The sequence below is a fragment of the Streptomyces sp. UG1 genome (assembly GCF_049974585.1).
Classification (GTDB): domain Bacteria; phylum Actinomycetota; class Actinomycetes; order Streptomycetales; family Streptomycetaceae; genus Streptomyces.
In genome coordinates this window covers 55968-75577 of the sequence record NZ_JBNGGG010000014.1, presented here as the reverse complement: position 1 = coordinate 75577, position 19610 = coordinate 55968, and the positions used below count along the sequence as shown (strand labels likewise).

Genomic DNA, 19610 nt, shown 5'->3' with positions numbered 1-19610 from the left:
AGTGACTACGAAAGAGGAACGGCAGCATGGCCATCACCCTGATGAACCCGGCCGGACTCGTGGAGGTCGACGCCTACCGGCAGGTGGCGATCGCCGGCGGCTCGAAGTTGGTCTTCGTCGCCGGACAGGTCGCCTGGGACGCGGACGGTGTCACGGTCGGCGTGGACGACCTCGCCGCACAGGTCGAACAGTGCTACGTCAACGTCGGTACCGCCCTGGCCGCGGCCGGCGCCTCCTTCGAGGACGTGGCGAAGCTGAACCTCCATGTCGTCGACTGGACCCCCGACAAGATGCCCTTGCTGATGGAGGGCATCACCCGGGCCACCGCCAGGCTGGGGGTCACTCCCGTACCGCCGGCCACGCTGCTGGGCGTCGCGGCGCTCGACGTGCCCGAGCACCTGGTCGAGATCGAGGCCACGGCCGTACTCGACTGAGGCGTCAGCAGGTACGGCGCCGGTACCCGGCCTCCCCTTCCGGTACGACGTCCAGGTCGCGCAGGACCACCGACAGCGTGTCGCCCCACTCGGCGCAGGCGTCGGCGAGGCCGTCCGCGCGGTACTCGATGACGAGGACCCGGTCGTCGTAGGCGTCCGCGTAGGCACCGCACTCGTCGTACTGTCCGCACTCCTCGGCGACCGCGAAGTCGAAGCCGAGGGCGCGTCCCTGCCGTGCCAGACCGGCGGCGTTCTTCTGGCCGATCGCCAGGCCGGCGGCATGGGCCCGGGCGGCGAGCAGCTTGCCGAAGGCCACGTTGTCCGCGGCGGTCAGCAGCCCGTCGGACCGCTCGTGCGAGTCGAGGTTGTCGGCCTCGACCGCCTGGAATCCGGACGCCGCGCAGCCGTCGATCCACCGGCCCACGATCCCGGCGAGCCGTGCGCGCTTGGCGTCCGTCGAGATGTCCAACAGGGCCTCGTCCCAGTCCCGGTCGACGACCAGCGCGCCGTCGTCGTCGCGGAGCAGCAGGTCGGGGTGGTGGTCCTGCCACCAGTCCTCGGTGTCGGGCTGGGCCTGGAAGGCGTTGACGTAGCAGATGCTGTAGACGCCCGGCGCCGGCTTCGCGGTGCGGTCCCGGGAGACGACGCGCACACCGGCCGCCGGCGGATAGGCGCCGCCGATCTGGTAGTCGAAGGCGGCACCCGGATCGGGCAGCGCCACCTTCCCCGGTCCGTTCGAGGAATCCGAAGGAGAGGAGGAATGCAAAGGAGGGGTGGAACGCCCCGGCCCGGCCGCGTCCTCGCCGCCGGACGCCGCGCATCCGCCCACGGCCATAGCCACGGCGAGCGCACCGCACAGAACCGCGGCCGCGTGCGCTCGCCGTCGGGCAAGGAGGACGCGGTGGACGCGGTGCGCCATGGTTCAGGGGCTCCTGTCGACGGGTGATCCGACGGTGATCTGACGGGTGATCTGTGGTGCTGCCTGCCATGATGCCCTGCTGCGCACACCGATACGGATACGGCTCGTTCCAAACGGCTGCTCAGGAGCCACTGGGTCCACTAGTGTTTCACCGTTCACATACCGGGCCTTCGCAGCCGCGGCTGTCGTCTCGTGACGCCGCTGGAGGAACACCGCATGCCTGAAGACAAGTCCCAGCCGCCGCAGGAGCAGCCCTGGGAGAACGGCTGGGCCCCGGACACCTCGCGGGCACCGGGGACGCGCCGGCTGTGGCTGGCGGGCGGGATGGCGCTGGCGACGATCATCGCGTGCATCACGGCGATCGCCGTAACCGAAAGGGCTTCTGACGGCAAGTCAGGTCAGACCCGGACCGTCGCCGACGACGCGACCGTCCCGGGCCTGATCTCCTTCGCCACCCCGTCGCAGACGACTCCCCCGAAGGGCAAGAGCGGCCTGTCGACCGAGCGGCCGACGAAGACGCCCGGTCGGCCGGACGCCGCACCCCCCAAGCCCACGCCGGAGCCGGAACCGTCCAAACCGCCTGCCGGCGAGGCGGGTTCACCGACGGCGACCCCGAAGCCCCCGGCCGCCGACACCTGGCGCTCCATACGCTCGGTCAACTACCCCGACCGCTACTGGCATGTGAGCGACGGCTATGTGGCCCTGGACCGGGTCGGCGGCTCCGAGTCCCGCCAGGACTCCACGTTCAAACAGGTCAAGGGCCTGGCCAACGGCTCCTGTCTCTCCTTCGCCACGGACGACGGCCGGTACCTGCGCCACCGCAACTTCGTCCTGCGCGCCGAACGCAACGACGGCTCCGCCGTGTTCGCCCAGGACGCCACGTTCTGCCCCCGCGGCTCCTACCACTCCGGCGCCGCCATGCTGGAGTCGGTCAACTACCCGGGCTACTTCCTGCGGCACAAGAACTTCGTCGTCCGCCTCGAGCGCTACGAACACAGCTCCCTGTACCAGGCGGATTCGGCCTTCCGATTGGTGGACGGGCTGGCCTGAGCACGGATGAACGGAAAAGCGGCGGTACCCGGCAGGGCACCGCCGCTTTTACAAGCACGGGAAGTCTCAGACGTTGAACCCGAGCGCCCGAAGCTGCTCGCGGCCGTCGTCCGTGATCTTGTCCGGCCCCCACGGCGGCATCCAGACCCAGTTGATGCGCAGCTCGTTGACGAGGCCGTCCGTGGCGGACTTGGCCTGGTCCTCGATGACGTCCGTCAGCGGGCAGGCCGCCGAGGTGAGGGTCATGTCGACGGTCGCGATGTTGGACTCGTCGACGTGGATGCCGTAGATCAGGCCGAGGTTGACGACGTCGATGCCCAACTCGGGGTCGACGACGTCCATCAGGGCCTCACGGAGCTCCTCCTCCGAGGCCGGCTTCATCTCCACGGTGTCACTCATGCCGTCTTCCTTTCGGCGTCGGCTCCGCCCAGCACCTGGGCCGTCGCGTCCTTCCACGCCATCCAGCTCAGGAGAGCGCACTTGACCCGGGCCGGGTACTTGGAGACACCGGCGAACGCGACCGCGTCCTCCAGGACCTCCTCCATGGCGTCGTCGGGCTCGATCTTCCCCTTGGACTGCATCAGCTCCAGGAAGGTCTCCTGGATCTTCTGCGCGTCCGCCAGTTCCTTGCCGACCAGCAGTTCGTTCAGGACGGACGCCGAAGCCTGGCTGATGGAACAGCCCTGGCCCTCGTACGAGACGTCCTCGATCTTCGTACCGTCGTACTTCACGCGCAGGGTGATCTCGTCGCCGCACGTCGGGTTCACATGGTGCACCTCGGCGTCGCCATCCCTCAGACCACGCCCGTGTGGGTTCTTGTAGTGGTCCAGGATGACTTCCTGGTACATCGAATCCAGCTTCATGCGTCGCTCGTCCCGTCCCGTCAGCCGAAGAAGTTCCGTACGTGCTCCAGGCCGTCCACCAGAGCGTCGATCTCGGCCGGCGTGGAGTACAGATAGAACGACGCTCGCGTGGTCGCAGGAATTCCGTAGCGCAGGCAGACGGGGCGCGCGCAGTGGTGCCCGACCCGGACCGCGATGCCCTGCTCGTCGAGGACCTGGCCCACGTCGTGCGGGTGGATGTCGCCGAGCGTGAAGGAGATCGCGGCGCCGCGGTCCTCGGCCGTGGTGGGGCCGATGATCCTGAGGTCGGGGACCTCCGCCAGGCGCTTGACCGCGTACTCGGTGAGCGCGTGCTCATGGGCGAGGATCTTGTCCATGCCGATCGAGTTGAGATAGTCGATCGCCGCGCCCAGGCCGATCGCCTGCGAGATCGGGGGCGTGCCCGCCTCGAACTTGTGCGGGGCGGGAGCGTACGTCGACGAGTGCATCGACACCGTCTCGATCATCTCGCCGCCGCCCAGGAACGGGGGCAGGTCCTCCAGGAGCTCCTGACGGCCCCACAGGACGCCGATGCCGGTCGGGCCGCACATCTTGTGGCCGGTGAAGGCCACGAAGTCGGCCTGCAGCGCCTGCACGTCCAGCGGCATGTGGGGCGCCGCCTGCGAGGCGTCGATGCAGACCAGCGCGCCGACCTCCTGTGCGCGGCGCACTATCGCCTCGACCGGGTTGAGGGTGCCCAGGATGTTCGACACCAGCACGAAGGAGACGATCTTCGTCTTCTCGGTGATGATCTCGTCGATGTCGGACAGGTCGAGGCGGCCGTCGTCGGTGAGGCCGAACCACTTCAGCTTCGCGCCCGTGCGCTGCGCGAGCAGCTGCCACGGGACGATGTTGGAGTGGTGCTCCATCTCCGTGATGACGATCTCGGTCTCGTGGTCCACCCGGTAGGGCTCGTCGGCCCAGCCGAGCATGTTGGCCACGAGGTTGAGCGACTCGGAGGCGTTCTTGGTGAAGATCACCTCGTCACGCGAAGGCGCGTTGATGAACTCCGCGACCTTGTCGCGCGCGCCCTCGTACAGTGCCGTGGCCTCCTCGGCGAGGACGTGCACGCCACGGTGGACGTTGGCGTTGTGCTGCTCGTAGTACTCGGAGAGCACGTCGAGGACCTGGCGCGGCGTCTGCGAGGTCGCCGCGTTGTCCAGGTACACGAGCTTCTTGCCGTCGTGGACGACGCGGTCCAGGATCGGGAAGTCCTTGCGGAGCGCCTCGGTGTCGAGGAGGCCCGGCAGCTGTGTCACTCGGATGCGCCACCCTTCGTGTAGGCCTCGTAGCCCTCGGCCTCCAGCTTGTCGGCGAGCTCGGGGCCGCCGGACTCGGCGATGCGGCCGGCCGCGAACACGTGGACGTGGTCGGGCTTGATGTAGCGCAGGATGCGCGTGTAGTGGGTGATCAGCAGGGTGCCGACCTCGCCGCTCTCGCGGACCCGGTTCACGCCCTCGGACACGACGCGCAGGGCGTCGACGTCCAGGCCGGAGTCGGTCTCGTCGAGGATCGCGACCTTCGGCTTGAGCAGCTCGAGCTGAAGGATCTCGTGGCGCTTCTTCTCACCGCCGGAGAAGCCCTCGTTGACGTTGCGCTCGGCGAAGGACGGGTCCATGTTGAGACGCTCCATGGCCTCCTTGACCTCCTTCACCCAGGTGCGCAGCTTGGGGGCCTCGCCGCGGATGGCGGTGGCGGAGGTCCGCAGGAAGTTCGACACGGAGACACCCGGGACCTCGACCGGGTACTGCATCGCCAGGAACAGGCCGGCGCGGGCGCGCTCGTCGACGGACATCTCCAGGACGTCCTCGCCGTCGAGGGTGACGGTGCCCGAGGTGATCGTGTACTTGGGGTGACCCGCGAGGGAGTAGGCGAGGGTCGACTTGCCCGAGCCGTTGGGGCCCATGATGGCGTGCGTCTCGCCCTGCTTCACGGTGAGGTCGACGCCCTTGAGGATCTCCTTCGTGGCGTTGTCGGCCTCGACGGTGACGTGCAGGTCTCGGATTTCAAGCGTTGCCATGGGTGCCTCAGGACTCCTGGGTGAGGGAGACGAGCACGTCGTCCCCTTCGATCTTTACGGGGTATACGGGGACGGGGCGCGTCGCGGGGAGGCCGGACGGCTTGCCGGTGCGGAGGTCGAAGCTGGAGCCGTGCAGCCAGCACTCGATCTGGCAGTCCTCCACCTCGCCCTCGGAGAGCGAGACGTTCGCGTGGGAGCAGATGTCGTAGATCGCGAACACCTCGCCCTCGGTCTGCACGACCGAGACCGGCGTGCCGTCGAGTTCCACCCGCTTCGGGGTGTCCTCCTCCAGCTCGCTCAGCCCACAGGCGCGTACGTACGTCATGCGACGGAGGCCTCCAGCTCCTCTTCGATCTTGGCGATCAGGCGCTCCTCGATGTCCTCGACACCGATCTGCTGGACCAGCTCGGCGAAGAAGCCGCGGACGACGAGACGGCGGGCCTCGTGCTCCGGGATGCCGCGGGCCATCAGGTAGAAGAGCTGCTCGTCGTCGAAGCGGCCGGTCGCGGAGGCGTGGCCGGCGCCGACGATCTCGCCGGTCTCGATCTCCAGGTTCGGCACGGAGTCGACGCGGGCGCCGTCGGTCAGAACCAGGTTGCGGTTCATCTCGTAGGTGTCCGTGCCCTCGGCCTTGGCCTCGATCAGCACGTCGCCGATCCACACGGCGTGCGCGTCGTCGCCCTGGAGCGCGCCCTTGTAGGCGACGTTCGACTTGCAGTGCGGGGTGTTGTGGGTGACCAGCAGGCGGTGCTCCTGGTGCTGCCCGGCGTCGGTGAAGTACAGGCCGTACAGCTCGGCCTCGCCGCCGGTGCCGGCGTAGGTGACGCGCGGGTGCAGCCGTACGACGTCACCGCCGAAGGTGACGACGACCGACTTGAAGGACGCGTCCCGGCCGATGAGGGCGTTGTGCTGGGCCACGTGCACGGCCTTGTCGTCCCAGTCCTGGACGGAGACGACGGTCAGCTTGGCGCCGTCGCCCAGGATGTAGTCGACGTTGGCCGCGAGCACGGCGTCACCGGTGTGGTCGATGACGACGACGGCCTCGGCGAAGGCGCCCAGCTCGATGACCTGGTGGGCGAAGGCGGTGCCGCCCTCGCCGTGCACGGCGATGCGGATCGGCTCGGCGAGGACCGTCTCCTTGGGGACGGAGACCACGCCGGCCTTCTCGAACGCCGAGTACGCCTGGGCGGCGATGCGGTCCACCGGGGTGCCCGCCCTGCCGAGCCGGGCGTCGTCGCGGCCGACGGTCTCGACGGTGACGCCCTCGGGGGCCTGCACCTCGACCTTCAGGCCCTCGCCGGTGGCGACGGCGGTGCCGTCGTGCAGCCCGCGCAGGCGCTCCAGCGGGGTGAACCGCCACTCCTCCTCACGGCCGTGCGGGACCGGGAAGTCCGCGACGTCGAAGGACGGGGGCGCGCTCATGCGCGAGACGACGGTCGACTCGGCGGCGACCGCGATCGAGCCGGCGGTGGTGGATCCCACCGGGATGTTCTGAGCCTCAGCCATGGCTGTCGTAATGCTCGCTTTCCGTTGCGTAAGGGGCTGGCTTGACGGGGACCGCGGGCCGGCTGTTAACCGACCGCGCCCTCCATCTGCAGCTCGATCAGCCGGTTGAGCTCAAGGGCGTACTCCATGGGCAGTTCCTTGGCGATCGGCTCGACGAAGCCGCGCACGATCATCGCCATCGCCTCGTCCTCGCTCAGACCGCGGCTCATCAGGTAGAAGAGCTGGTCCTCGGAGACCTTGGAGACGGTCGCCTCGTGACCCATGGAGACGTCGTCCTCGCGGACGTCGACGTACGGGTAGGTGTCCGACCGGGAGATGGTGTCGACGAGCAGAGCGTCACAGAGGACGTTGGACTTCGCACCCGGAGCGCCCTCGCCGATCTCGATCAGACCGCGGTAGGAGGTGCGGCCGCCGCCGCGCGCCACGGACTTCGAGACGATGTTGGACGACGTGTTCGGCGCCATGTGGACCATCTTCGCGCCGGCGTCCTGGTGCTGGCCCTCGCCCGCGAAGGCGATGGACAGGGTCTCGCCCTTGGCGTGCTCGCCCATCAGGTAGACGGCCGGGTACTTCATCGTCACCTTGGAGCCGATGTTGCCGTCGATCCACTCCATGGTCGCGCCCTCGTAGGCGACGGCGCGCTTGGTGACCAGGTTGTAGACGTTGTTCGACCAGTTCTGGATGGTCGTGTAGCGGCAGCGGGCGTTCTTCTTGACGATGATCTCGACGACCGCGGAGTGCAGCGAGTCCGACTTGTAGATCGGGGCGGTGCAGCCCTCGACGTAGTGCACGTAGGCACCCTCGTCGACGATGATCAGGGTCCGCTCGAACTGGCCCATGTTCTCGGTGTTGATCCGGAAGTAGGCCTGCAGCGGGATCTCGACGTGCACGCCCTTCGGCACGTAGATGAAGGAGCCACCCGACCACACGGCGGTGTTCAGCGCGGCGAACTTGTTGTCACCGGCCGGGATGACGGTCCCGAAGTACTCCTTGAAGAGCTCCGGGTGCTCCTTCAGCGCGGTGTCGGTGTCGAGGAAGATGACGCCCTGCTCCTCCAGGTCCTCGCGGATCTGGTGGTAGACGACCTCCGACTCGTACTGGGCGGCGACACCGGCGACCAGGCGCTGCTTCTCCGCCTCCGGGATGCCCAGCTTGTCGTAGGTGTTCTTGATGTCCTCGGGCAGGTCCTCCCAGGACTCCGCCTGCTTCTCCGTGGAGCGCACGAAGTACTTGATGTTGTCGAAGTCGATGCCCGACAGGTCCGAGCCCCAGTTCGGCATGGGCTTCTTCTCGAAGAGCTTCAGGCCCTTGAGGCGCAGCTTGGTCATCCACTCCGGCTCCGACTTCTTGTCGGAGATGTCGCGGACCACAGCCTCGCTCAGACCGCGCTTCGCAGCGGCACCGGCCTCGTCGGAGTCCGCCCAGCCGTATTCGTACTTGCCCAGGCCTTCGAGCTCAGGGTGGGCAGTCTCCTCGATGGGGAGAGTCATGCGGGGTTCCTCCCGGCCGTGCTTGCAGATGCGTTATGGGTGGTGTGGGAAATCTTCGGGATGAACGTCGTGCAGACGCCGTCGCCGTGCGCGATGGTCGCCAGTCGCTGGACGTGCGTTCCGAGCAGCTCGGCGAAGATCTCCGTCTCCGCCTCGCAGAGCTGGGGGAACTGCTCCGCGACATGGGCGACCGGGCAGTGGTGCTGGCAGAGCTGCTCGCCTTTTTGAGGGAGGGGTGCGCTGCGCGCCGTTGCAGCGTACCCGTCTGCGCTCAGGGCCTTGGCCAGGGCTTCGGCCCGCTTGTCCGGGCTGACGGCCTCGATCGCCTTGCGGTACGCGCGCGCCTGGGCGGTGATCCGGGCGCGGGCGAAGGCGGCGACCGCCTCCTGCCCGCCCTCGCGCTCGGCGATCCACTTCAGCGCGTCCGCGGCGAGCTTGTCGTACGACTGGTCGAAGGCGTCACGGCCGCAGTCGGTGAGCGCGAAGACCTTGGCGGGACGGCCACGCGTGCGCGTGCCGTACACCCGCTGCTCCCGGGCCTCCACGACGTCGTCGGCGACCAGCGCGTCCAGGTGCCTGCGCACGGCGGCCTGGGTGAGCCCCAGCCGTCCGGCGAGCTCGGCGACGGTCGACGGGCCGTGGTCCAGGATGGATCGCGCGACACGGTTGCGCGTGGACCGCTCCCCGGTCGCGAGCTCCTCCTGAGGGGTTCCCATGAGGGCCTCCCGAGCCTCGCCGACGTTTTTCACAACGCCATTGTTGCGTAATTCCTCAGGGCCGGGCAAGCGGCGTCCGGGCGCCTCGACGGTGCGCTGCGTCACTTAGGCATACCTAATCTGACCTGCGGAAACGATCTTTGATCGATCAAACCGGTGCGCCGCGAGGCCGACGTCCGGAACACTCCCGAAGCATGCCCATACCCCCTCCGACCGGCCCTCTTGTCACTCGGGACACCCTCGCCGCAGAACTTCGCGCACCTGGGCGTCCAAACCGGTGAGACCCTCCTCGTGCACTCCTCACTCAGCTCCCTCGGCTGGGTCTGCGGAGGCCTCCGGCGGCTGAGCCGATCGGCGACAGGCGCACCCCTCCCCGCGCGACCCCGGAGCCGGGCGCACCCTCTGGGGGCTGCGCCCCCAGACCCCGCTTCGGCCTGAACGGCCTCGTCCTCAAACGCCGGACGGGCTGGATTTCGCTGACCGGCGCCGACACCCGCCGAGCACCGCCACTGGCGTAGCTGCGGGCAGTCGTGCCGCTGGGGCGGCACGGGTGGGCGCAGCGGCACCCACCAGCGCCGGGCTCCGCGACCGACCTGGGTACCGTTGCCGAGGCCGGCTGACAGCGCGGGCCAGCACCGTCCGGCTCAGCGGCGCAGCTCCCTGGCACCAGCTTCCACCTGGCCGAATACCGGATCCCGTCACCCCGCGTGAAGGTGGGGCGGCCGGGACCCGCGGGCTGGGAGGTGGTCACTGATGTGTCGATCACCTCGGACCTTCGACGAGCTCGGCCATGACTTCGAGCGGGACCGGCCCGTCGTACGCGGGAAGGCGGGCGCGGCCGACGTACGGCTGTTTCCGGTGGCGGACGCGGTGGCGTACGCGGTGCGGTGGCTGGAGATCCATCGGCCTCGCGCGCAGGAGATGTGAACCCGGCCGTTCGGGGGACCATCGGCCTACCTAGACTCTGGAGCCATGCGAACTGAGCCCGTGCTCCAGGTCCAGGCCCTGGTGAAGCGGTACGGCGACAAAACCGCGGTGAACGGTCTCGACCTGGTGGCCCAGGCGGGCGTCACCGCCGTACTCGGACCCAACGGCGCGGGCAAGACGACGACCGTCGAGACCTGTGAGGGATACCGCAGGCCGGACTCCGGCACGGTGCGCGTCCTGGGGCTCGACCCCGTGAGACAGTCCGGTGAGCTGCGGCCCCGCATCGGCGTGATGCTCCAGTCCGGCGGCGTCTACTCAGGCGCGCGGGCGGACGAGATGCTGCGCCATGTCGCCAGGCTGCACGCGCATCCGCTGGACGTCGACGCCCTCATCGAGCGGCTCGGCCTCGGCAGTTGCGGCCGGACCGGCTACCGCCGGCTCTCCGGCGGCCAGCAGCAGCGGCTCGCGCTCGCCATGGCCGTGGTCGGCCGCCCCGAGCTGGTGTTCCTGGACGAACCGACCGCCGGACTCGACCCGCAGGCCCGCCGGGCCACCTGGGACCTGGTTCGTGACCTGCGCGCCGACGGCGTCTCGGTGATCCTCACCACCCACTACATGGACGAGGCCGAGCAGCTCGCCGACGCCGTCGCGATCATCGACGCGGGCCGGGTCATCGCCCAGGGCACCCCGGAGGAGCTGTGCCGGGGCGGCGCCGAGAACACCCTGCGCTTCACCGGCCGCCCCGGCCTCGACGTGGGCTCCCTGCTCAAGGCCCTGCCCGCCGACTGCTCGGCCGCGGAGCTGACGCCGGGCTCGTACCGGGTCGTCGGCAAGGTCGACCCCCAACTGCTCGCGACGGTGACGTCGTGGTGCGCCCAGCACGGGGTGATGCCGGACCGGATCTCGGTGGAACGGCACACCCTGGAGGACGTCTTCTTGGAGCTCACCGGTAAGGAGCTGCGCTCGTGACCTCCGCAGGTACAGGTACGGGTGCGGGTACGTACACCCCGAAACCCGGGGCCGCCCCCCTCCCCCGCATGATCGCGGCCCAGGCGGCCCTGGAGACGAAGATGCTGCTCCGCAACGGCGAGCAGCTCCTGCTGACCGTGGTGATCCCCACCCTGCTGCTGGTCCTGTTCAGCTCGGTGGACATCGTCGACACCGGCGCCGGCGAGGCCGTCGACTTCCTCGCCCCCGGCATCCTCGCGCTCGCCGTGATGTCGACGGCGTTCACGGGTCAGGCCATCGCCACGGGCTTCGAGCGCCGGTACGGCGTGCTGAAGCGGCTGGCCTCCTCGCCGCTGCCGCGCTGGGCCCTGATGACGGCGAAGACGGCGTCGGTGCTGGTCACCGAGGTGCTGCAGATCGTCCTGCTGACGGTGATCGCGTTCGCGCTGGGCTGGTCCCCGCACGGCAACCCACTTGCCGTCCTGCTCCTGCTCGTCCTGGGCACCGCGGCCTTCTCCGGCCTCGGCCTGCTGATGGCCGGCACCCTCAAGGCGGAGGCGACGCTGGCCGCCGCCAACCTGGTCTTCCTGCTGCTGCTCGTGGGCGGCGGGGTGATCGTGCCGCTGGAGAAGTTCCCGGACGCCGCCCAGGACGTGCTCGGTCTGCTGCCGATCTCGGCGCTGTCGGACGGCCTGCGGGACGTGCTCCAGCACGGCGCCGGGATGCCCTGGAGCGACCTGGGCGTGCTGGCCGTATGGGCGGTCCTCGGGCTGGCGGCGGCCGGGAAGTTCTTCCGCTGGGAGTAGGTCTCCAGGACCCGGTGCGGACCCTCGTGAAAGCGTGCACAAGCGGCCGCCTACGATAGGGCGCGTGCCAAACGTGACCCGCGCCGACGCCGTGGCGGCCGTGCGCAACCCGCTCGCCTTCATCGCCGCACGCTGGACCCCGACCCCGAGGACGGTCCGACGGGCGGCTCTCTCCGCGCTCGTGATGTCGGTGGTCATCGTGGTCACCGGCGGCGCGGTACGCCTCACCGGATCCGGGCTCGGCTGCCCGACCTGGCCCAAGTGCACCGACGACTCGCTGACCGCCACCAGCGCGATGGGGGTCCACGGCGCCATCGAGTTCGGCAACCGCATGCTGACGTACGTCCTGTGCGCCGCCGTCGGCTGGGCGATCATCGCGGCACGCTCCGAGAAGCCGTACCGGCGCGGCCTGACCCGACTGGGCTGGGCCCAGTTCTGGATCGTGATGAGCAACGCGGTGCTCGGCGGCATCGTCGTGCTGGTCGGCCTCAACCCGTACACGGTCGCCGCCCACTTCGTGGCGACCTCCGCGCTCATCGCGGTCGCCACGGTGATGTGGCAGCGCACCCGGGAGGGCGACGCGGCGCCGCGTCCGCTGGTCGGCAGGGCCGTCCAGCAACTCGTGTGGTTCCTGGTCGCGGCCTCGGCGCTGCTGATCCTGGTCGGCACGGTGGTCACCGGCGCGGGCCCGCACGCGGGCGACTCCAGCGAGGTCGAGCGGATGCCGCTCGACTGGGAGAACGTCACCAAGCTGCACGCCGTGCTCGCCTGGATCGTGGTCACGCTGACGTTCGCCCTGTGGTTCGTCCTCAAGGCCGTCGACGCCCCGAAGGGCCCGCTGAACCGCACCCGCGACCTCTTCCTGCTCCTGCTCGCCCAGGGCGTCATCGGCTACGTCCAGTACTTCACGGACCTGCCGGAACTCCTGGTCGGCCTGCACATGTTCGGCTCGGCCCTGGTGTGGATCGCCACCCTCCGGGTCCTGCTCGCCCTGCGGGAGCGGCCCGAGGTGGCGATGCCCGACCTGCCCGTTCAGCCGTACGAGGCCACGAGCGCGTCGATCGCCGGTCCCAGGTAGTCCCGCGTCAGCTCGGCTCTGCGCGCCGCCCACTCCTCGGTGGGCGGCGCCGCGCCGTCGTAGCGGCGGGCGCGGATGTCCTCGACGACCTCGGCGGGCGCCCCGAGTCCGGGCAGCAGGTCCAGGGCCTCGCGCTTGGTGATCAGCCGGCCCTCGCGCGCGGTGACGCTCGCCCGGGCGAAGGTGATCAGCCCCAGGGCGACCCACACGTCCCGGGTCCACAGCCGGGCGTTGTCGACGGCCGGGCGCCAGAAGTCCCGCTGGTCGCGTACGACGTAGTCGCCGAGCTCCCGGTCCGGGACCGGCGCCAGCAGGTCCGCGGGCGCCTTGCCGTGCAGCACGCCTCCGAAGGCGTGCAGTTCGCGCCGGGTGACCGGGCTGACCGGCCGCTTGAACAGCTCCTCGTGTGCCCAGGTGAGGTGCCGCCGGTCCGCGCCGTTCGCCGTGGCGGGCGTCAGATAGCTGCAGTGCAGCAGCCCGGCGAGCGGCGCGTCACGCAGCCGCGCGTGCACCCGGGCCACCCGCCAGGCGGTCCGCGGGCCGATCGGCTCCTTCAGTACCGCGACCAGGTCCAGGTCGCTGCGCCCCTCCTGGTAGTCGCCCCCGCCGAGCGAGCCGTGCGCCCAGACGGCGAGCGGCTCCAGCTCGGAGAGAAGGGACAGGAAGCGGTCGAGTAAGGCGTCGGTACGGTTCATGCGCCCAGCTTGTACAGCTCAGCCCAGCCCGTACACCCGCCGCGCGTTCCCCGACGCCACCATCGCCGCCACCCGCTGGGCGTCCACCGACGACCACGCCCCCTCCGCGACCCAGCCGCCGAGCACCCTGGCAAGGGCCTCGCGGAACAGCCGGGCGCCCACGACATGCAGTTCGGGCAGGCCCTGTGCCCCGCTGGAGAAGAGGATCTTGCCGAAGGGAGCCAGTTCCAGGATCTCGGCGAGGATCGTGGCCGCGCGGGCGCCGGTGCGGATGAGGGCGGCGCCGGAGTCGGCGTAGACGTGCGGGAAGACGCCGGCCAGGTGGGCGGCGTGGCGGTGGTACGGATAGCCGTGCAGCAGGATCAGGTCGGTGCCGAGGCCGGCCGTCGCGCGGACGAAGTCCGTGAGCAGCACCGGGTCGGTGCGATCGACGCGCAGGCCCGGGGCGCCCAGCCCCGCGTGCAGTTGCAGCGGCAGTCCGGACGCCACCGCGATCCACAGCAGGTGCCGCAGCAGCACCGGGTCGCTCAGCTCCCCGCCGACGCCGCGCGCCGCCAGCCAGCGCCCCGCCGCGCCCCGCACCTCCCCCGGCCCCGGCGGCTCGGGCGCCAGTGCCAGGCCGTGCCGTACGCCCGCGACCGAGGTGAAGGCCACCGCGTTCCCGGCCGCGCCGTGCACCGACTCGGCGAGGTTGGCCAGGAAGGACTCGACGGTGCCGGAGGTGTCGGCGACCTGTTCGGCGAGGAGTTCGAGCCGCACGATCTCGCGGGCGTCGGCCTCGCCCGTGGAGGCCATCTCGGAAGGGCCGGTGAGGTCGCCGGGCAGGCCCGTGTCGACCAGATACGTCGTGATGCCGCTGCCGCGCAGCAGCCGGCGGCCCGCTTCCAGTACGCCCAGTTCACGACGGCGGGCGAGATAGCGGGCGGGGGGACAGTGCGGTTCCAGGCCGAGTAACGGCGGGCACCACCGTCGTACGGCGAAGCCGGTCTGGGTGTCGAAGAGCGTCGTCCCCGGTGCGGGTGGGCCCTCGGTGCGGGCCAACTGGGCCTCGAAGGTGCCGAGGCCCAGCTCCGTTCTCAGTACGCCGTGGCAGTACTGGTCCACGAGGGACGGCGTGTCGATCATCCGGTTCTCCCCGTGTGTGGACGCCTCTTACACGTCCTAACGGGTGAACCGGCGAGTTGGTGTTGCGAAAGAGGAGGTTGGCGTAGAGGAATGTCGGCGGAAAGGAAGGCGGGCCGTTCAGCCGCCGATCTGGATGCCGGCCATCCTCTTCCACTCGTACGGCCCCGTCTTCACCTTCGCCGCGAACTCGCCGTCGAAGGACTCGTGGGCCGTCACCCCGGACTTCGCCACCGCCTGCTCCGCGATCTCGTACGTCGGCGCCACCAGGTCGCCCCAGCCGCCGTCCTCGCCGACGAGCACGATGCGGGCGCCGCGCTGTCCGAGGTACGCGACCTGGGCCTCGGCGCCGCCGTGGGACTTCGCGAAGGTGCTGATCTGCTTGGCCAGCTTGGCCACCTTGTCTGCCATGGCCAGGATGCTACTCGCGAGTAGATCGACTGGCGAGAGCAGGGCGCTGTGACGTACGTCAGCGCAGGAACGGGTCCACCGCGACGGCGACGAACAGCAGCGAGACGTAGGTGATCGACCAGTGGAACAGGCGCATCTCCTTCAGCTTCGCGCCCGTCACCTCCGCCTTCGCGCGGCTTTGCAGCGCGTGCGCCTCCCACAGCCACCAGCCGCCCGCGCCCAGCGCGACCGCGGTGTAGAACCAGCCCGTGTAGCCGAGCGGCGTCAGCAGCAGCGAGACCGCGACCATCACCCAGCTGTAGACGACGATCTGCTTGGCGACGACCTTGTTGGACGCGATGACCGGGAGCATCGGCACGCCCACGCGCGCGTAGTCGTCCTTCACCTTCATCGACAGCGGCCAGTAGTGCGGCGGCGTCCAGAAGAAGATCACCATGAAGAGGATGAGCGGCGCCCAGGTGAGGGAGTTCGTGACGGCCGTCCAGCCGATCAGCACCGGCATGCAGCCCGCGATGCCGCCCCACACGATGTTCTGCGAGGTACGGCGCTTGAGGATCATCGTGTAGACGACGACGTAGAAGAGGAGCGCGCCGAGGGAGAGCCAGGCGCTCAGCCAGTTGACGGTGAGGCCGAACAGCAGCGTGGAGGCGATCGCCAGCGTGATGCCGAAGGCCAGGCACTCGCGCGGGCTGACCATCCCGGTGACCAGCGGGCGCTGCGAGGTGCGGTCCATGAGCGCGTCGATGTCACGGTCGATGTACATGTTGAGCGCGTTGGCGCCGCCGGCGGAGAGGTAGCCGCCGATGCAGGTGAGCAGCACCAGGCCGAGGTCGGGCACGCCCTGCTCGGCGAGGAACATCACCGGAACGGTGGTGATGAGCAGCAGCTCGATGATCCGCGGCTTGGTCAGCGCCACGAACCCCTTGACCCGGGCCCCGATCGGCCGCCGGCTCGGGCTCTGGCTCGTCCCGATCATCCCCGCTGGACGGGATTCAACGGCCGTCACGCACACCCCTGACAGAGACATCCCAGCAAGCCCGACCGTGTGAAGTCCCGGTAAAGGCTCGCGCGTACCACGCCACTGTAGACGTTGCCCAGACCCGGACATTCGCGGGGGTCGGGTCGTGTTGAGCGGCACGTCGGAAGAGCCGGCCGCCCCTGTGTTGAGCACTCGGACGAGCGGGTGCGTATTCAGTTGCCGAATGCGATCCGGCCCAGCGGGGAGGCGGATCCGTGGGAGTCCCGGCAGTCTGGAATGACTCGAAAAGACGCACGTACCTACGGGGGTAGGCTCGACCACGGCCGGGGCGCCCCGTGCACCGGCATTCGACATGCGTGACATGTGGAGAGGAGCCCTGACCCAGGGTGAGCACCAAGCCGACCACCACAGACCTCGAGTGGACCGAGTTGGACCAGCGGGCCGTGGACACCGCCCGCGTCCTGGCCGCCGACGCCGTACAGAAGGTCGGAAACGGCCATCCGGGTACGGCGATGAGCCTGGCGCCCGCCGCGTACACCCTCTTCCAGAAGGTGATGCGGCACGACCCGGCGGACGCCGAATGGGTCGGGCGCGACCGCTTCGTGCTGTCCGCCGGCCACTCGTCCCTGACCCTCTACACCCAGCTCTACCTGGCCGGCTTCGGCCTGGAGCTGGACGATCTGAAGGCGTTTCGGACCTGGGGTTCGAAGACCCCCGGTCACCCGGAGTACGGCCACACCGTGGGCGTGGAGACGACGACCGGTCCGCTGGGCCAGGGTGTCGCCAACGCCGTCGGCATGGCGATGGCCGCCCGCTACGAGCGCGGTCTGTTCGACCCGGAGGCCGCCGAGGGCACCTCCCCCTTCGACCACTTCGTCTACGTCATCGCCGGTGACGGCTGCCTCCAGGAGGGCATCTCCGCCGAGGCGTCCTCGCTGGCCGGCCACCAGAAGCTCGGCAACCTGGTCCTGCTGTGGGACGACAACCACATCTCGATCGAGGGCGACACCGAGACGGCCGTCTCCGAGGACGTCTGCAAGCGCTACGAGGCGTACGGCTGGCACGTGCAGCGCATCGCCCCGAAGCCGGACGGCGACCTGGACCCGCACGCCATCTACAACGCCGTCGAGGCGGCGAAGAAGGTGACGGACAAGCCGTCCTTCATCGCGATGCGCTCGATCATCGCCTGGCCGGCCCCGAACGCGCAGAACACCGAGGCCGCCCACGGCTCGGCGCTCGGCGCCGAGGAGGTCGCGGCCACCAAGCGCGTCCTCGGCTTCGACCCGGAGCGGTCCTTCGAGGTCACCGACGAGGTCATCGGCCACACCCGCAAGGCCCTGGAGCGCGGCGCCGAGGCGAAGGCCGAGTGGGAGAAGTCCTTCCAGCTCTGGCGGGACAACAACCCCGAGCGCGCCGCCGAGTTCGACCGGATCAGCAAGGGCGAGCTGCCCACCGGCTGGGAGGAGAAGCTCCCGGTCTTCGAGCCCGGCAAGGGCGTCGCGACGCGTGCCGCGTCCGGCAAGATCCTCCAGGCGCTCGGTGCCGTCATCCCGGAGCTGTGGGGCGGCTCGGCCGACCTGGCCGGCTCCAACAACACGACGATCGACAAGACGTCGTCGTTCCTCCCGGCGGACAACCCGCTGCCCGAGGCACAGCCGTACGGCCGCACCATCCACTTCGGCATCCGCGAGCACTCCATGGCCGCGGAGATGAACGGCATCGCGCTGCACGGCAACACCCGTATCTACGGCGGCACCTTCCTGGTGTTCTCCGACTACATGCGCAACGCGGTGCGGCTGTCGGCGCTGATGCACCTGCCGGTGACGTACGTGTGGACGCACGACTCCATCGGCCTCGGTGAGGACGGCCCCACCCACCAGCCGGTCGAGCACCTTGCCTCGCTGCGGGCGATTCCGGGTCTGAACGTGGTCCGCCCGGCCGACGCCAACGAGACCGCGATCGCCTGGCGCGAGATCCTCAAGCGCTACACCAAGGAGTTCGGCAAGGGGCAGCCGCACGGGCTGGCGCTGACCCGTCAGGGTGTGCCGACGTACGAGCCCAACGAGGACGCCGCGCGCGGCGGTTACGTGATGTTCGAGGCCGACGGTGGCGAGCCGCAGGTCGTGCTCATCGCGACCGGTTCCGAGGTGCATGTCGCCGTCGAGGCGCGCGAGCAGCTGCAGGCCTCGGGCGTGCCGACGCGGGTGGTGTCGATGCCGTCGGTGGAGTGGTTCGAGGAGCAGGACCAGGGGTACCGGGACAGCGTTCTGCCGCCGGCCGTCAAGGCGCGGGTCGCGGTGGAGGCGGGCATCGGCCTCACCTGGCACAAGTACGTCGGGGACGCGGGTCGCATCGTTTCCCTGGAGCACTTCGGTGCTTCCGCCGACGGCAAGGTCCTTTTCCGGGAGTACGGCTTCACTGCCGAGAACGTGGCTGCCGTCGCGCGGGAATCCCTCGCCGCCGCCCAGCGCTGACGCTCACATACAAGACGTAGGAGTTTGATTTTCCATGACAGACGCTCTGAAGCGCCTCTCCGAGGAAGGCGTCGCGATCTGGCTGGACGACCTGTCGCGCCAGCGCATCACGTCCGGCAACCTCGCCGAGCTGATCGACCAGCAGCACGTCGTCGGTGTCACCACCAACCCGACGATCTTCCAGAAGGCGATCAGCAGCGGTGACGGCTACCAGCAGCAGGTCGCCGACCTCGCCGCCCGCAAGGTCACCGTCGAAGAGGCCGTACGCATGATCACCACGGCGGACGTCCGGGACGCCGCCGACATCCTGCGCCCGGTCTTCGACGCCACCGGCGGGCAGGACGGCCGGGTCTCCATCGAGGTCGACCCGCGGCTCGCGCACAACACCCGCGCGACCGTCGCCGAGGCCAAGCAGCTCGCCTGGCTGGTCGACCGTCCCAACACCCTGATCAAGATCCCGGCCACCAAGGCGGGCCTCCCGGCGATCACCGAGGTCATCGGCCTCGGCATCAGCGTCAACGTCACGCTGATCTTCTCGCTGGAGCGCTACCGCGAGGTCATGGACGCCTACCTGGCCGGTCTGGAGAAGGCCAAGGAGCGCGGGCTCGACCTGTCGCTCATCCACTCCGTGGCGTCCTTCTTCGTCTCCCGCGTGGACACCGAGATCGACAAGCGCATCGACGCGCTGGGCACCGACGAGGCCAAGGCCGCGCGCGGCAAGGCGGGCGTGGCCAACGCGCGTCTGGCCTACCAGGCGTACGAGGAGGTCTTCGCCTCCGACCGCTGGAGCGCGCTGGAGAACGCGGGCGCCAACAAGCAGCGTCCGCTGTGGGCCTCGACCGGCGTGAAGGACCCGGCGTACAAGCCGACCCTGTACGTCGACGACCTGGTGGCGCCGAACACGGTCAACACCATGCCCGAGGCCACCCTCCAGGCCACGGAGGAGAAGGGCGAGATCACCGGCAACTCCGTCGCCGGCACCTACGAGCAGGCCCGCGCCGACCTCGACGCGGTCGAGAAGCTCGGGATCTCGTACAACGACGTGGTGCAGTTGCTGGAGGACGAGGGCGTCGAGAAGTTCGAGGCGTCCTGGAACGACCTGCTGAAGTCGACCGAGGCGGAGCTGGAGCGCCTCGCCCCCTCGGAGGGCTGAT

The 19610-nt window shown here is 69.7% G+C and carries 20 protein-coding genes and 1 pseudogene; 8 read left to right on the top strand and 13 right to left on the bottom strand.

The features are described from left to right. The first annotated feature begins 26 nt into the window (after positions 1-26). A complete protein-coding gene (locus tag ACP4J3_RS17590; protein WP_426535335.1) occupies positions 27-434 on the top strand; it encodes a RidA family protein in 408 nt (135 codons plus the stop codon). A 4-nt stretch (positions 435-438) separates the two neighbouring features. On the opposite strand, the gene ACP4J3_RS17585 is transcribed toward ACP4J3_RS17590, so the two are convergent. Further along, positions 439-1353 (bottom strand): endo alpha-1,4 polygalactosaminidase, encoded by a 915-nt coding sequence (locus ACP4J3_RS17585; RefSeq protein WP_426535333.1) that lies wholly within the window; start codon positions 1351-1353, stop codon positions 439-441. 216 nt (positions 1354-1569) lie between these two features. Here ACP4J3_RS17585 and ACP4J3_RS17580 point away from each other — a divergent pair, with 216 nt between their 5' ends. Continuing rightward, complete coding sequence (locus ACP4J3_RS17580; RefSeq protein ID WP_426535331.1) at positions 1570-2403, top strand: AbfB domain-containing protein; 834 nt, start codon at positions 1570-1572, stop codon at positions 2401-2403. Between the two features lie 66 nt (positions 2404-2469). Here the strand turns inward: ACP4J3_RS17580 and ACP4J3_RS17575 are convergent, their stop codons facing one another. The 8 genes from ACP4J3_RS17575 to ACP4J3_RS17540 form a co-directional block, all read right to left on the bottom strand. Next, the gene (locus ACP4J3_RS17575; RefSeq protein ID WP_053655099.1) at positions 2470-2802 is read right to left on the bottom strand and encodes a metal-sulfur cluster assembly factor; all 333 of its coding nucleotides are present in this window, start codon (positions 2800-2802) and stop codon (positions 2470-2472) included. Further along, positions 2799-3266 carry a Fe-S cluster assembly sulfur transfer protein SufU gene (sufU, locus tag ACP4J3_RS17570; protein ID WP_062719207.1) on the bottom strand — a complete coding sequence of 156 codons (468 nt, stop codon included), beginning with the start codon at positions 3264-3266 and terminating at the stop codon, positions 2799-2801. Before sufU ends, ACP4J3_RS17575 begins: the two co-directional genes overlap by 4 nt. Positions 3267-3286: 20 nt before the next feature. Next, the gene (locus tag ACP4J3_RS17565; protein ID WP_426535328.1) at positions 3287-4543 is read right to left on the bottom strand and encodes a cysteine desulfurase; all 1257 of its coding nucleotides are present in this window, start codon (positions 4541-4543) and stop codon (positions 3287-3289) included. Then, entirely contained in the window at positions 4540-5304 is a 765-nt protein-coding gene (gene sufC, locus ACP4J3_RS17560) for a Fe-S cluster assembly ATPase SufC (protein WP_426535326.1), read from the bottom strand. The genes ACP4J3_RS17565 and sufC overlap by 4 nt, the downstream gene beginning before the upstream one ends. A 7-nt stretch (positions 5305-5311) precedes the next feature. Further along, positions 5312-5629 carry a non-heme iron oxygenase ferredoxin subunit gene (locus ACP4J3_RS17555; protein ID WP_194047575.1) on the bottom strand — a complete coding sequence of 106 codons (318 nt, stop codon included), beginning with the start codon at positions 5627-5629 and terminating at the stop codon, positions 5312-5314. Next, positions 5626-6810: a Fe-S cluster assembly protein SufD gene (gene sufD, locus ACP4J3_RS17550; protein ID WP_426535324.1), complete on the bottom strand. Its 1185-nt coding sequence runs from the start codon at positions 6808-6810 to the stop codon at positions 5626-5628. The genes ACP4J3_RS17555 and sufD overlap by 4 nt, the downstream gene beginning before the upstream one ends. 65 nt (positions 6811-6875) lie before the next feature. After that, positions 6876-8300: a Fe-S cluster assembly protein SufB gene (gene sufB / locus ACP4J3_RS17545; RefSeq protein ID WP_399105973.1), complete on the bottom strand. Its 1425-nt coding sequence runs from the start codon at positions 8298-8300 to the stop codon at positions 6876-6878. Beyond that, positions 8297-9049 (bottom strand): helix-turn-helix transcriptional regulator, encoded by a 753-nt coding sequence (locus tag ACP4J3_RS17540; protein WP_426535321.1) that lies wholly within the window; start codon positions 9047-9049, stop codon positions 8297-8299. The genes sufB and ACP4J3_RS17540 overlap by 4 nt, the downstream gene beginning before the upstream one ends. A gap of 161 nt (positions 9050-9210) precedes the next feature. On the opposite strand from ACP4J3_RS17540, the pseudogene ACP4J3_RS17535 reads away from it, so the two are divergent. The 4 genes and pseudogenes from ACP4J3_RS17535 to ACP4J3_RS17520 all read left to right on the top strand — a co-directional run bounded on the left by ACP4J3_RS17535 (position 9211) and on the right by ACP4J3_RS17520 (position 12775). Continuing rightward, a pseudogene (locus tag ACP4J3_RS17535) lies at positions 9211-9943 on the top strand (AAC(3) family N-acetyltransferase). Positions 9944-9988: 45 nt separating this feature from the next. Continuing rightward, a complete protein-coding gene (locus tag ACP4J3_RS17530) occupies positions 9989-10912 on the top strand; it encodes an ABC transporter ATP-binding protein (protein WP_426535319.1) in 924 nt (307 codons plus the stop codon). Positions 10913-10980: 68 nt separating this feature from the next. Continuing rightward, complete coding sequence (locus ACP4J3_RS17525) at positions 10981-11697, top strand: ABC transporter permease (RefSeq protein WP_426535317.1); 717 nt, start codon at positions 10981-10983, stop codon at positions 11695-11697. A 64-nt stretch (positions 11698-11761) separates the two neighbouring features. After that, complete coding sequence (locus ACP4J3_RS17520) at positions 11762-12775, top strand: COX15/CtaA family protein (protein ID WP_426535315.1); 1014 nt, start codon at positions 11762-11764, stop codon at positions 12773-12775. Here ACP4J3_RS17520 and ACP4J3_RS17515 read toward each other — a convergent pair. The 4 genes from ACP4J3_RS17515 to ACP4J3_RS17500 form a co-directional block, all read right to left on the bottom strand. Beyond that, a complete protein-coding gene (locus tag ACP4J3_RS17515; protein WP_426535313.1) occupies positions 12730-13470 on the bottom strand; it encodes a nucleotidyltransferase in 741 nt (246 codons plus the stop codon). The genes ACP4J3_RS17520 and ACP4J3_RS17515 overlap by 46 nt on opposite strands. 18 nt (positions 13471-13488) lie before the next feature. Further along, a complete protein-coding gene (locus tag ACP4J3_RS17510; RefSeq protein WP_426535311.1) occupies positions 13489-14595 on the bottom strand; it encodes an amidohydrolase family protein in 1107 nt (368 codons plus the stop codon). 117 nt (positions 14596-14712) lie between these two features. Beyond that, the gene (locus ACP4J3_RS17505) at positions 14713-15003 is read right to left on the bottom strand and encodes a hypothetical protein (RefSeq protein WP_426535309.1); all 291 of its coding nucleotides are present in this window, start codon (positions 15001-15003) and stop codon (positions 14713-14715) included. A 58-nt stretch (positions 15004-15061) separates the two neighbouring features. Next, a complete protein-coding gene (locus tag ACP4J3_RS17500) occupies positions 15062-15979 on the bottom strand; it encodes a heme o synthase (RefSeq protein WP_426535307.1) in 918 nt (305 codons plus the stop codon). 389 nt (positions 15980-16368) lie between these two features. Between ACP4J3_RS17500 and tkt the strand changes: the two genes are divergently transcribed. After that, positions 16369-18456 (top strand): transketolase, encoded by a 2088-nt coding sequence (gene tkt / locus ACP4J3_RS17495; protein ID WP_426535305.1) that lies wholly within the window; start codon positions 16369-16371, stop codon positions 18454-18456. A 34-nt stretch (positions 18457-18490) separates the two neighbouring features. Further along, the gene (gene tal, locus ACP4J3_RS17490; RefSeq protein WP_426535303.1) at positions 18491-19609 is read left to right on the top strand and encodes a transaldolase; all 1119 of its coding nucleotides are present in this window, start codon (positions 18491-18493) and stop codon (positions 19607-19609) included. The last annotated feature ends 1 nt before the right edge of the window (position 19610 follow it).